This is a genomic window from Micromonospora echinospora, assembly GCF_900091495.1.
Lineage (GTDB): Bacteria > Actinomycetota > Actinomycetes > Mycobacteriales > Micromonosporaceae > Micromonospora > Micromonospora echinospora.
Genome location: NZ_LT607413.1, coordinates 5,958,538 through 5,971,321, shown reverse-complemented (window position 1 = coordinate 5,971,321; position 12,784 = coordinate 5,958,538). Strand labels below are relative to the sequence as shown.

The following is a 12,784-nucleotide window of genomic DNA, read 5'->3' as shown; positions in this document are numbered from 1 at the left end:
CGCGGCTTCACTCGGCGAACGCCTCCGGCGCGGGACACGAGCACACCAGGTTCCGGTCGCCGTACGCGCCGTCGATGCGCCGCACCGGCGGCCAGTACCGGCCCATCCGGTCCACCCCGGCCGGGTACGCGCCCACCGACCGCGGGTACGGGTGCGGCCACTCGTCGGCCGACACCATCGCCGCGGTGTGCGGGGCGTTCGACAGCGGGTTGTCCCCCGCCGGCCACTCCCCCGACCCGACCCGGTCGATCTCCGCCCGGATGGCGATCATCGCGTCGCAGAACCGGTCCAGCTCGGCCAGGTCCTCGCTCTCGGTGGGCTCCACCATCAGCGTCCCCGCCACCGGGAACGACATCGTCGGCGCATGGAAGCCGTAGTCGATGAGCCGCTTGGCCACGTCGTCCACGCTCACCCCGGTCGTCCTCGTCAACGGCCGCAGATCCAGGATGCACTCGTGCGCCACCAGGCCCTTGTTACCGGCGTACAGCACCGGGTAGTGGCCGCGCAGCCGCACCGCCACGTAGTTCGCCGCCAGAACCGCCACCCCGGTCGCCCGGGTCAGCCCCTCGGCGCCCATCATCCGCAGGTACGCCCACGGGATCGGCAGGATCCCCGCCGACCCGTACCGGGCCGCCGACACCGCCGGCCGGTCGGCGTCGTGCCCACCGACCGGGTCACCGGGCAGGAACGGCGCCAGGTGCGCCCGCACCGCCACCGGCCCGACCCCCGGGCCGCCGCCACCGTGCGGGATACAGAACGTCTTGTGCAGGTTCAGGTGTGACACGTCCGCCCCGAACCGGCCCGGCTTGGCGTAGCCGACCAGGGCGTTGAGGTTCGCCCCGTCGACGTACACCTGACCGCCGGCGTCGTGGACCTTCGCGCAGAGCTGCGCGATGCCCGTCTCGTACACCCCGTGCGTCGACGGGTACGTCACCATGATCGCCGCGAGGGCGTCCCGGTGCTTGTCGATCTTCGCGTCGAGGTCGACGAGGTCGACGTTGCCGTCGGCGTCGCAGCCGACCACCACCACGCGCATCCCGGCCATCACCGCGCTCGCCGCGTTCGTGCCGTGCGCCGACGACGGGATCAGGCACACGTCCCGGTGCCCCTCGCCCCGACTGCGGTGGTAGGAGCGGATCGCCAGCAGCCCCGCCAGTTCCCCCTGCGAACCGGCGTTGGGCTGCACGCTGACCGCGTCGTAGCCGGTCACCTCCGCCAGCCACCCCTCCAACTGGGTGACCAGGTCGCGGTACCCGGCGGTCTGCGCCTGAGGCGCGAACGGGTGCACGTGGGCGAACTCCGGCCAGCTCACCGGCTCCATCTCGGTGGTGGCGTTCAGCTTCATCGTGCACGACCCCAACGGGATCATGCCCCGGTCCAGGGCGTAGTCGAAGTCCGCGAGACGACGCAGGTAGCGCAGCATCGCCGTCTCCGAGTGGTGGCGGTGGAACACCGGGTGGGTGAGGAAGTCACCGGTACGCGCCAGCGCGGCCGGCAGCGCCGCGTCCACCGCGCCGGTGAACGACTCCACCCCGAACGCCGCCCACACCGTCTCCAGGTGCGCGACGGTGGTCGTCTCGTCGCAGGCGATCCCCACCCGGTCGGCGTCGACCAGACGCAGGTTCACCCCGCGCGCGGCGGCCGCGTCGACCACCTGCGCGGCCCGGCCCGGCACGTGCGCGCACACCGTGTCGAAGAACGGCACGTCCGCCACGGCCACCCCACCGGCCCGCAACCCGGCCGCCAGCCGCGCCGCCATGCCGTGGGTCCGCGTCGCGATCTCCCGCAACCCGTCCGGGCCGTGGTAGACGGCGTACATGCCGGCCATCACCGCCAGCAGCACCTGCGCGGTGCAGATGTTACTGGTCGCCTTCTCCCGGCGGATGTGCTGCTCGCGGGTCTGCAACGCCAGCCGGTACGCCCGGTTCCCGGCGGCGTCCTTCGACACCCCCACCAGGCGACCCGGCAGCATCCGCTCCAGCCCGGAACGGACCGCCAGGTAGCCGGCGTGCGGGCCACCGAAGCCCATCGGCACCCCGAACCGCTGGGTGGTGCCGGCGGCGATGTCCGCGTCGATCTGCCCCGGCGCGCGCAGCACCGTCAACGCCAGCAGGTCCGCCGCGACCGTGACGAGGGCACCGGCGGCGTGCGCCGCCGCCACCAGGGGGGCGTGGTCGCGGACCGTCCCGGACGCCCCCGGGTACTGCAGGTGCAGGCCGAAGAACTCCGCCGGCAGCTCGTCGGCGTCGACGTCGACGACCCGCACCTCGATGCCGAGCGGCTCGGCCCGGCCGGCGATCACCGCGACGGTCTGCGGCAGGGTGTCCGCGTCGACCACGTACACGTTGCTCTTCGTCTTCGTGGCACGGCGGGCCAGGGTCATCGCCTCCGCCGCGGCGGTGCCCTCGTCGAGCATCGAGGCGTTCGCGGTGGCCAGGCCGGTCAGGTCGGTCACCATGGTCTGGAAGTTCAGCAGCGCCTCCAGCCGGCCCTGGCTGATCTCCGGCTGGTACGGGGTGTAGGCGGTGTACCAGGCCGGGTTCTCCAGCACGTTACGGCGGATCACCGCCGGGGTGTGCGTGCCGTGGTAACCCAGCCCGATCATCGACACCGCGACGGTGTTCCGCGCGGCGAGGGCCCGTAGCTCGGCGATCGCCTCCCGCTCGCTGGCCGGGGCCGGCAGGTCCAGGGTGCCGTGCCAGCGGATCACCTCGGGGATCGCCGCGTCCATCAACTCCTCGACGGACCCGTAACCCACCGTCTCCAACATCCGGCGCTCACTGTCCGGGTCGGGGCCGATGTGACGGGCGGCGAACTGCTCTACGGTCATGGGCTGTGCTCCCGGGGGCCAGGTCGACGGATCGGCCTCCCCCTCTGTCGCGCCCGCACAGCGCTCCACAGTGCCTGCCCACGAGGTCCTTTTGCCTGAGAGGTTCCGGGGAGGGGTTGCCCCTTCGGCGCCGCCGCGGGACGTCGCCCGTGCGGTCTCTCCCCCGTGGGTGGTACGGCATGGTCCACGCTACCAGCGTCGGCGATGTCCGGCGGTGGCGTACCCCACGCGGTGATCAGGACACCGGCCGAGAATCAGGACACCGAGCGACGGATCAGGACACCACGTCGACCGGCGCGGCGACCAGCCGGTCGGTCAGGGCGGGCAGGAACCGGCCCAGCGGCGCGTCGACCGTCAGCGCCGCGTACCCGTCGCCCCGGGTGGGCCCCTGGTTGACGATCACCACCGGAACGCCCCGTTTCGCCGCCCGCAACACGAACCGGCGACCCGACATCACCGTCAACGACGACCCGAGCACCAGCAGCAGCCGGGCCCGTTCCACCAGGTCGAAACAGCGGGCCACCCGGGACGCCGGCACCGTCTCGCCGAAGAACACCACATCCGGTTTGAGCATGCCGGTACGGCAGAACGCGCAGTCCACCACCCGGAACGCGGCCACCGCCGCGTCGGGAAGGTCCACGTCACCGTCCGGGTTGACCGCCGTGACCGCGGCGTCGAAACCCGGGTTCGCCTCGCGGAGCCGCCGGTCCAGTTCCTCCCGCGAGGTGAGGTTCCCGCAGTCCAGGCAGACCACCTCGTCGAGGCGGCCGTGCAGCTCCACCACCCGGGCGCTGCCCGCCGCGGTGTGCAGGCCGTCGACGTTCTGGGTGATCACCGCGTCCACCAGCCCCGCGTGCTGCAACCGGGCCACCGCCCGGTGCCCGTCGTTCGGCGCGGCCCGGACGATCAGCCGCCACCCCAGGTGGCTACGCGCCCAGTAGCGCCGCCGCGCGGCGGCGTCGCCGGTGAACGTCTGGTACGTCATCGGGGTGTGCCGGCGCGCCACCCCGCTGGGGCCCCGGTAGTCGGGGATCCCCGACTCGGTGGACAGGCCCGCGCCGCTGAGCACCACCACACCACCGGCGGCCACCAGCTCCGCCACCGCGTCGACCTGCTGCGTCACCCGTCCATGCTGCCTCAGCCGGCCCGCCTGCGGCGACCCGACCACCGGCCCACGCCGCTGCGGGGGCGACGACACCCCAGAGCGGGGGCCGACCCGCGTCCGGGTCGACCCCCGCGCGTCACCGGTGCGGCGGAGGAGGCGGTTGCTGCTGCCGCGGCAACGCGGCGGCGCCCCCCGGGGCGGTCACCGCCGGTCCCACCCCGGCCGCCCCCACCAGCCGGTCCATCGTCCGGGCCAACTGGCTGCTGCCGTCGTCGAGCTGCCGGGCCGCCGCCTGCATGTGCGAGATCATCATCTCGCCGTAGATCCGCAGGGCCTCCCGGGTGGCCACCGAGTCGTCGAACTCCGGCCCGGCCGTACGGCGGTAGTCCTGCACCGCCCGCTCCGCCTCCTGCCGGGCCTCCTCCGCGGCGGCCTGCACGTAGCTCTCGTACTGCATCCGCGCGTACTCGGCGACCCGCCGGGCGTAGTCGTGCGCCTGGGCGATGATCTGCTCCGCCTCGCGCTGCGCCGCCGAGAGCAGGTTCACCTCCTTGGCCGCCGGCGCCGACGGCCCGGCGCTCGGGATCACCCCGTGCCGGTGCAGCTCCACCCGGTCGTTGAGTCGCTCGTTCTCCGCGCGCAGGTGCGCGAGCTGCGCGGACAGCAGGTCCAACTCGTCGGCGACCTGCACCCGGAACCGGTCCACGTCCTGGTGGTCGTAGCCGCGACGGGTGAACGACGCCGTCCCGAACTCCCACCGCCGCACCCGGTCCGCGGTCAACCGCACCTGCTGCCCGCTCGCGGGCACCGGCACACCCTCGTAGCTGCCGATCGGGGTCGCGTTCACCGGGCACCTCCGGAATCGTCCTGGGGCGACGACTCCACCGCCGTGCGCCACGCCGGGCCGTACCAGTACCGGCCCAGTCCCTCGTGGTGCACCTGACCGGCGTGGAAGCCGGCCCGCGACAGGGTCTGCACCGTACGCCCCACCATCTCGTCCGAACCACACACGTACACGTGCCGGGACCGCCAGTCACCGTCGGCGACCGCCCGGTCCACCGGGTAGATCAGCTCCCCCGGCCGCCGCGGGTCGACGCCCACCACGGGCGTCACCGTCAGCCACGGGTACGCCGCCGTGAGCTTGTCGACCGTGTCGGTGTCGTAGAACTCCATCCGCGACCGCGCGCCAAGGTACAGGTCGACCCGCCGGTGGGAGCCCTCCGCGGCCACCTGCTCCACCAGGGCCTTGACCGGCGCCCAGCCGGTGCCGGACGCCAGCAGCAGCAGGTCAGCTCCACCTGCCGCCCAGAGCGTCAACCGGTCCCCCACCGGAGCCGCCAGGTGGATCTGGTCGCCCACAGCGCACCCGTACACCAGGCGGGAACTCACCGCCCCGCCCGGGGCGGCCCGCACGTGCAACTCGATGGTGCCGTCCGGGCGGGGCGCGTTCGCCGGGGAGTAGTACCGCCAGGCCCGCACCGCCGGATGGGACACCCCGATCGACTGGCCCGGCGTGAACGGCAGCAGATACTGCGGACGCAACGTCAGGACCGCCACGTCGAAGGTGCGCCGTTCGTGCCCGACGATCTCCGCCACCCACCACGGTGGGTTGACCTGCTCCGCCTCCTGCGCCGCGTCGATCATCACCTGGGACACCAACTGGTAGGCGCCCGCCCAGTCCCGGGCCAGCTCCTCGGTCCACTGGTCACCGAGGAAGTGCCGCAGGGTGGTCAGCAACGCCTCACCCACCGCCGGATAGTGCTCCGGGCGGACCGCGAACTTCCGGTGGTCCGCGCCGAGGTCCCGCAGGAACCCGGTCAACCGGTCCACCTGGTCCACGTTGGACACGATGTGGCCCAGCGCGGTCACCAGCCGGTCACGCTGACCGGCCATGTTCGTCGGGAACATCTGCCGGGTCTCGGGATGGGACAGGAACAGTGCGGAGTAGAAGTAGAGCGGAACCTGGTCGCCGTGCGCGGCGACCAGGTTCCAGCTCTGCTTGAGCCGTGCGACGTCCACGCTCAGACGCCCGGACGGGATCCGCTGGCCACCACCTGGTCCTGCACCTGAGCCAGCACCGCCCGCACGTGGTCCTGCACGTCCTCCGGCACACCCAGCTGCGTCAACGTGGCCAGCAGGTGCGCGCCGACGAGTTCGTAGTGCGCCTGGGGGATGCCCAGCGGCTGGTGTGCCTCGGCCAGTCCCCGGCCGGTGTACTCGTTCGGGCCACCCAGGACGACGGTCAGCATCAACGCCAGGTGCCGGCGCTGCCCCACCATGTCGATGTCGGCGAAGTAGCCGGCCAGCTCCGGGTCGGCGAGGACCCGGTCGTAGAACACCTCGACGGCGGCCTTGACGGCCGCCGCGCCGCCGATGCGGTCGTAGTGCGAGGGAACGGACTGCTCGGTAACCGTCACGGTCAATCCTTCCAGAAGGGAGGGGATCCACGCGAAGGGCAACGCGGACCAACGGGCGGCCAGCTGGCATGACCCGTTCGGACCTCGCCGGCTGACCGTGTGACGGACCATAGCGTGTCCGCCCGGACGACCCGCGCCCACCCTGTCGGCTTCCCTCTTCTCCCGTCCCGGGAGGTCCGGGCCCTGTGGACCCGTCAACCGGCTCGACGTCGGGCCCGCCGCGCGGCCAGTTCGTCACCCGCCGCCGGTTCCGTCGGCTCCGCCGGCCCGGGCACCGCCGGCTCCGCCGGCAGGTGCGACAACGACCCCTGGATCTCCTTGAAGGCGCCACCGATCGCGATGCCGAACACCCCCTGGCCGCCCTGCAACAGGTCGACCACCTCCTCCGGGGAACGACACTCGTACACCGTCGTCCCGTCGGAGATCAACGTGATGCCCGCCAGGTCACCGACCCCACGCGACCGCAACGCCTCGATCGCCTTCCGGATGTTCTGCAGGGACACCCCGGCGTCCAGCAACCGCTTCACGACCTTCAACACCACCAGGTCGCGGAAGGAGTAGAGCCGCTGCGTCCCCGAACCCGACGCGTCCCGCACGCTCGGCACCACCAGCATCGTGCGGGCCCAGTAGTCCAACTGCCGGTAGCTGATGCCCACCGCCGCGCAGGCGGTCACACCCCGGTAGCCCACCGAGTCGTCACCCTCCGTCGCCAGCGGTGGCGACACCTCACCGAGGCCCTGCGACGCCGTACCCGGATCTGAATCTCGCGGCCCGTGCATCCCGACAACCTCCCCGCCCGTGCGGTGACACGTCGTTTCCGGGACGTGCACCCCTCGACACGGCAACCTTATAGCGGGGTTCAGACGTTACCGGGCACGCGCGTCGCGACACGCCGAACGATCACCCACATATCACGGACCGTGACGACGGGCAACTCCACCGACACTCGGCGGGAACACCCCCGGTTCCGACCGGCTCAGCCGGCGAAGTCCTCCGGACGGACCTGCTCCAGGAACTCCCGGAACTTCTCCACCTCGTCCTCCTGCTCGTCGGGAATCACGATCCCCGCCTCGCTGAGGACCTGCTCGGCACAACGAATCGGCGCGCCGACCCGCAACGCCAACGCGATCGAGTCGCTCGGCCGCGCCGACACCCGCACCCCGTCACCGATCAGCAGATCGGCGTAGAAGACGTTCTCCTTCAGTTCGGTGATCTCCACCGCCCGCAACGGCGCCTTCAACGCCGCCAGCACGTCGCGCAGCAGGTCGTGCGTCAACGGCCGGGCCGTCTTGACGCCCTGCTGCTCGTAGGCGATCGCCGTCGCCTCGACCGCGCCGATCCAGATCGGCAGGTAGCGGTCCCCCTCAACCTCTCTGAGCAGGACGATCGGCTGATTGGTGGGCAGCTCCACCCGAACTCCGACCACGCTCAGCTCGCGCACCGCCGCCTCCGTGTCGTTGTCACCTACGCCGCACCGCACCTTCCCTGCACGGTACACGGACCCCGAGACGAGCGTCCCGCGCGCACCACGCCCGCCGCACCCGCACCGGGGAGGGATTACCCCAGGAAGCCTACGGCACGCTCCCTGGAGCAGATCTCTGCCGCCATCCCTCAGCGACCCAGCGTCGACCGCAGCCCCACCCGGACCAACGCCGCGTGCAACTGCTGCGACAACGCCACCAACTCCCGGGCGGTCTCCGCCGCCCGGGCCCGCGCCGCCGGATCGCTCTGCCGCGCCAACGGCAACAGCAACTGCGCGAACAAACCCGCTTCCCGGTCCGCCGCCGTCCGGAAGGCCCGCAGATGCCGGGGCTCCAGCCCGTACGCCGCCAGCCCCGCCACCGCCCGCGCGATGATCAGAGCGTCCCCGTCGTACCAGCCGGGCGGACTCGACACCACCACACCGAGCCGTTCCAGCTCACCCAGGGTGGACTCCTCGATCCCGCTGCGGGCCACCAGGTCGGTGCGGCTCAGCCGCACCGACGCGGACTCGACCTGCTCCGGATCCGCCGGCGCGCGGTGGGGCACCTCACCGCCCGGGCCCACCGCGACCAACGTCGGTCGCGGCCGGCCCGCGCCGTCCGGCGAGGAGTCCCACTCGGCCAACTGCTCACGGATCACCCGCAAGGGCAGGTACTGATCCCGCTGCGCCGTCAGCACGAACCGCAGCCGGGCCACGTCGTCCCAGCTGTACTTCCGATAACCCGCCGGTGTGCGCTGCGGCTCCACCAGGCCCTCGGCCTCGAGGAACCGCAGCTTCGAAATCGTGGTGTCGGGAAACTCCACCCGCAACTGGGCCAGTACCTCGCCGATGCTCATCAGCGGTTGGGACCGGGCCGCCCCGGGCGGCATGGAGGCCGCAGGCTCGTTCACCCCCGGCCGGCCTCCTCCTCCGGGCGCGGACCGGCGATGAACACGACCCGGAACTTACCGATCTGCACCTCGTCACCGTTGCTCAGCGTCGCCGCCTCCACCCGCTCCCGGTTGACGTACGTGCCGTTCAGGCTCCCCACGTCCCGCACGGTGAACGTGCCGCTGTCGCGGTGGAACTCGGCGTGCCGCCGGGACACCGTCACGTCGTCGAGGAAGATGTCACTGTCCGGGTGCCGGCCACTCGTCGTCACGTCGTGATCCAGCAGGAACCGGGCGCCGGCGTTCGGACCGCGACGGACCACCAGCAACGCCATACCCGGCGGCAGTGAACCGGACATCCGGCTCGGCACCACGTCGGTGTCCGGACCCTCGAGAACTTCGTCGAGCGAACCGAGATTGAGCGTCGACGTGACGTCGAGTGGGGGGAACTCGTCGTCTGGGCGCGTCATGGGACCACCTCACGGATCTGTTCGGTCGGCGTCGGGTGGAGACCGGTGTTGGCCGCCGGGCTCAGGAACACCCGGCGGCTGGCTCCCCGGGCCCGGGAAGGCAATTCTCCACGACGCTCAACTATTTGGTTTCTCGGTCGACTGGGCGAGCCTAGCCAGCGCCGAAATGCAGGGCAACCGGACGCGCGGGAACACCGCACGATCCGGATCAGAGGACTCAGCCCCCGATGAGATCCTGGTACGCGGCCGGGGCCAGCAGACCCGCCACCGCACCCGGATCGTCCGGCCGGATCTCCAACAACCAACCCGCACCGTACGGGTCGGTGTTGATCACCTCGGGGGTGTCGCCGAGCGCCTCGTTGCGCGCCGTCACCGTCCCGCTCACCGGTGCGTAGATCTCCGACACGCTCTTGGTCGACTCGATCTCGCCCAGTGGATCACCGGCCGCCACCACCGCACCCTCGTCCGGCAACTGGACGTACACGATGTCACCCAACGCGTCCTGGGCATAGTGGGTGATGCCGACCCGGACCGGGCCGCTGCCGTCACCCGCCACCCACTCGTGCTCGGCGGTGTATCGCAGGTCCTCAGGAATCACCAGACGCGTCCTTCGTCCTCGTGCTGACCAATCGGCGCGCCGGGGGTGAACCCGGCGCCACCCACCGGTCAGGAGACCGGACGGGCGTGTTCCAACGTGATCGGTTCGTGCAGCGCCGAAACCTCGGCAACCTCACGATCCTCAAAGCTCACGTTACCGCCGTCACCCCTGATCGATGCGGCCACCCCGCCGGGAATGTTCAAGGCGGTTCGCATCGTCGCCGGATCACCGATCACCGTGATCGCATACGGCCCGGTCATCCGCCGGCCGTCGACGACCAAGCCACCGCCCTCACCGTCGAGGAAGTACGTCGACGCGATGATCCGGGCCGGCGACCCGACCCCACCGGAGATCTGCATCGCCTCCGCGCCCGCGCCCCGCAGCTCCTGCACCGCGTCGAGGATCCGACTCGCCGGGATCGACTTGCCCCCGCCGCTGATCCGGACCGTCAGCCCCGGCCCGGTCGCCGGTAACGTCCCCGCCAGGATGCCCAGCTCGTCGGCGCGCCGCGCGGCCTCCTCCAACGCCGCCTCCCGCCCCTGCGCGCCCGAGGCCAGCTGCCGCTGGCTCTCCTCCAGCTCGGCGATGTCCTGCCGCAGCCGGTTCTCCCGGGCGTCCAGGTCGGAGAGGATCCGCACCAGGTCCTCCTGGCGGGCCGCCGACAGGGTCGGATCGGTCGACGTGGTCTTCAACTGCACCACCAGGGTGAAGCCCAGCAGTGCCAACAGCACCGCGATCATCACCGACGCGGAGCTCATCCGCTTCTTCGCCGGCGCGGCCGGCGGCGCGTCCTCACCGGCCGTGGCCTGCCGGGTCAGGTCGACGGTCGCCTCGTCACCGTCGGGACGACCGCCGTCGGGGCCGGGCTCCTCGCGGCGCGGTTCGCCCCGCAGCGGCGCGGTCTCGTCCGGATCGGGGGCGTCGGGACGCGGATCCGGCTCCGCCGCCGGACCGGTGGGCCGGGACGGCCCGGTCGGCTCGGGCCACCCGGTGCCGGTGTCGCTCTGCTCGTCGCTCATCGCCCACCAACCTACGCCCGGAACAGGTGCCGGCGGATCGCCGCCACGTTTCCGAAGATCCGCACGCCCAGCACGACCACCACCCCGGTGGAGAGCTGACCGCCCACACCCAACTGGTCACCCAGATACACGATCAACCCGGCGACCAGCACGTTGGAGATGAACGACACGACGAACTGCTTGTCGTCGAAGATCCGGTCCAGCTTCGCGCGCACCCCGCCGAAGACCGCGTCCAACGCCGCTACCACGGCGATCGGCAGATACGGCTGCAGGCCGGCGGGAACGGTGGGGTCCAGGTACACCCCGAGCACCACACCGGCGATCAACGCCAACACCGCGATCATCGGCCACCTCCGGAGGGGCTGGGAGACGACGTTCCCGACCCGGACGGCCGGGGAACACTGGAAGAACCCGCCGCCGGCGACGACGGGGACGGCGACGGCGGCGGAGTGGCGAAGCGCAACTGCGAGTCGGTGGCCGCCTCCGGCAACGTCAGGTCCTCGGCCTCCCGCGACCCGAACGACAACCCGGTCTCGTCGGCGACCCGCCGCAGCAGCGCCGCGGCGGTGCTCGCCTCGAACCGGCGGCGCATGTCGTCCGGCCCGATCGCCGACACCCGGTACGGACCCGTCACCGGCCGGAAGTCCACCAGGATCGCCTCGCCGGCCGAACGGATCGTCGACGTCGACGTCAGCCGCTGGTCGTTGACCGCGATCGCCTCCGCGCCCGCCGCCCACAACGCGTTCGCCACCAGTTGCAGGTCCCGGTACAGCACCCGACCCGGGCCGGGACCACCGGCGCCGGTGACCGCGTCCTGGTTGCCGGAGGCGTCGGCCAGCTGCACCACCACACCGTCGCCCCGGACCCGGCCCAGCCCGGTCGTCGCCTCCAGGTCCCGCAGCCGGGCGGCGGCGCTACGGGTCAACGCCGCGTCCCGCTGCCGGGTGACCTCCTCGCGCAGCTGCTCGGCGCGCAGGGTCAACCGGTCGGTCTCCTCCTGCCGCTCCCGGATCTGGCTCACCAGCCCCGACCGGGCCTGACTGCGGTCGGGTTCCTCCGCCACGGTCTGCCGGTACGCCACCGCGAACAGGAACCCCAACGCCACCAGCACCACCGCACTGACCGCCCGCCCCGAGCGGACCCGGGCCGGCGACGGCGGGTCCACCCGTCGTCGGGCCGCCGCGTCGGCGTAACCGTGGTCGAGGGGGTTACGGAACAGCTCGGTGAGGAAGTCCGGCGCGAAGACCCGGTCACCACGGCCGGCGCTGTCATGCCGGTGGCGCTCGCCCCCGTCGCGTGGGGTGTCGGTCATGCCCCGGCTCCGCGACTGCGCCGCACCAGCTGACCGGCCTGCACCACGTAGAACGCCCCGGCCACCCAGTAGAGCACCAAACCCCACCAGGCCAGACCCCAACCGATCGCGGCGGCGGCCGTCGCCACGTCCGCGGTGGTCGCCGCCAGCAGCAGGATCGGGAAGGCGGCCAGCAGCACGAACGTGGCCGTCTTGCCCACGTAGTGCACCGGCGGTGGGCCGTAGCCGTGGCGGCGCAGCACCGCGAGGGCGCCGAGCAGCAGCAGTTCCCGGCCGAGCAGCGCGGCGGTGAACTGCCACGGCACCACCTCCCGCGCGGTGAACGCGAGCAGGGTGGCGAGGATGTAGAGACGGTCGGCGAACGGGTCGAGCAGCTCCCCCAGCCGGCTCACCTGACGCAGCCGGCGGGCCACCCATCCGTCGACCCAGTCGGTGGTGCCGCCGATGGCCAGCACCACGATCGCGGCGACGTCGGCTTCGACGGCGAGGAACAGGTAGAGGAAGAGCGGCACCCCGAGCAGCCGGACGAAGCTGATCAGGTTCGGCAGGGTCCACACCCGCGAGCCGACGTCCGTCGACCGGTCGACGGTGTCCCCGGAGGGCTGGTCCTGCCCCGCCCTGTCCTGCCGACGCGACACCGAACCTCCCTCCGCGACACGGTCCGACGCCCGGCCGGTGGTC

General features: G+C 72.2%; 14 protein-coding genes and 1 riboswitch. All 14 genes read right to left on the bottom strand.

Annotated elements, in window-relative coordinates; genetic code table 11:
- Positions 1-7 precede the first annotated feature (7 nt).
- A complete protein-coding gene (gcvP, locus tag GA0070618_RS25700; RefSeq protein WP_088983916.1) occupies positions 8-2,830 on the bottom strand; it encodes an aminomethyl-transferring glycine dehydrogenase in 2,823 nt (940 codons plus the stop codon).
- A gap of 73 nt (positions 2,831-2,903) precedes the next feature.
- A riboswitch (glycine riboswitch) is annotated at positions 2,904-3,004 on the bottom strand.
- A 100-nt stretch (positions 3,005-3,104) separates the two neighbouring features.
- Positions 3,105-3,953: an NAD-dependent protein deacetylase gene (locus GA0070618_RS25695; protein ID WP_088983915.1), complete on the bottom strand. Its 849-nt coding sequence runs from the start codon at positions 3,951-3,953 to the stop codon at positions 3,105-3,107.
- Between the two features lie 118 nt (positions 3,954-4,071).
- Positions 4,072-4,782, bottom strand: a complete 711-nt coding sequence (locus tag GA0070618_RS25690) for a DivIVA domain-containing protein (RefSeq protein WP_088983914.1) — start codon at positions 4,780-4,782, stop codon at positions 4,072-4,074.
- Positions 4,779-5,954, bottom strand: coding sequence for a globin domain-containing protein (locus GA0070618_RS25685; RefSeq protein WP_088983913.1), 1,176 nt, complete (start codon positions 5,952-5,954; stop codon positions 4,779-4,781). The genes GA0070618_RS25690 and GA0070618_RS25685 overlap by 4 nt, the downstream gene beginning before the upstream one ends.
- Before the next feature lie 2 nt (positions 5,955-5,956).
- Positions 5,957-6,352, bottom strand: coding sequence for a group I truncated hemoglobin (locus GA0070618_RS25680; protein ID WP_088985841.1), 396 nt, complete (start codon positions 6,350-6,352; stop codon positions 5,957-5,959).
- A 194-nt stretch (positions 6,353-6,546) separates the two neighbouring features.
- Positions 6,547-7,131: a MerR family transcriptional regulator gene (locus GA0070618_RS25675; protein WP_172900331.1), complete on the bottom strand. Its 585-nt coding sequence runs from the start codon at positions 7,129-7,131 to the stop codon at positions 6,547-6,549.
- A gap of 197 nt (positions 7,132-7,328) precedes the next feature.
- Positions 7,329-7,793 (bottom strand): bifunctional nuclease family protein, encoded by a 465-nt coding sequence (locus GA0070618_RS25670; RefSeq protein ID WP_088983911.1) that lies wholly within the window; start codon positions 7,791-7,793, stop codon positions 7,329-7,331.
- Positions 7,794-7,963: 170 nt separating this feature from the next.
- The gene (ftsR, locus tag GA0070618_RS25665) at positions 7,964-8,671 is read right to left on the bottom strand and encodes a transcriptional regulator FtsR (RefSeq protein ID WP_172900417.1); all 708 of its coding nucleotides are present in this window, start codon (positions 8,669-8,671) and stop codon (positions 7,964-7,966) included.
- 50 nt (positions 8,672-8,721) lie between these two features.
- The gene (gene odhI, locus GA0070618_RS25660) at positions 8,722-9,174 is read right to left on the bottom strand and encodes an oxoglutarate dehydrogenase inhibitor Odhl (protein ID WP_088983909.1); all 453 of its coding nucleotides are present in this window, start codon (positions 9,172-9,174) and stop codon (positions 8,722-8,724) included.
- Positions 9,175-9,391: 217 nt separating this feature from the next.
- Positions 9,392-9,772 (bottom strand): glycine cleavage system protein GcvH, encoded by a 381-nt coding sequence (gene gcvH / locus GA0070618_RS25655; RefSeq protein ID WP_088983908.1) that lies wholly within the window; start codon positions 9,770-9,772, stop codon positions 9,392-9,394.
- A 68-nt stretch (positions 9,773-9,840) separates the two neighbouring features.
- A complete protein-coding gene (locus GA0070618_RS25650) occupies positions 9,841-10,791 on the bottom strand; it encodes a DUF881 domain-containing protein (protein ID WP_088983907.1) in 951 nt (316 codons plus the stop codon).
- A gap of 11 nt (positions 10,792-10,802) precedes the next feature.
- Positions 10,803-11,135: a small basic family protein gene (locus tag GA0070618_RS25645; RefSeq protein WP_088983906.1), complete on the bottom strand. Its 333-nt coding sequence runs from the start codon at positions 11,133-11,135 to the stop codon at positions 10,803-10,805.
- On the bottom strand, positions 11,132-12,103 hold the full coding sequence (locus GA0070618_RS25640) for a DUF881 domain-containing protein (protein ID WP_088983905.1): 972 nt from the start codon (positions 12,101-12,103) through the stop codon (positions 11,132-11,134). The genes GA0070618_RS25645 and GA0070618_RS25640 overlap by 4 nt, the downstream gene beginning before the upstream one ends.
- Positions 12,100-12,741 (bottom strand): CDP-alcohol phosphatidyltransferase family protein, encoded by a 642-nt coding sequence (locus GA0070618_RS25635; protein WP_088985840.1) that lies wholly within the window; start codon positions 12,739-12,741, stop codon positions 12,100-12,102. Before GA0070618_RS25635 ends, GA0070618_RS25640 begins: the two co-directional genes overlap by 4 nt.
- Positions 12,742-12,784 lie beyond the last annotated feature (43 nt).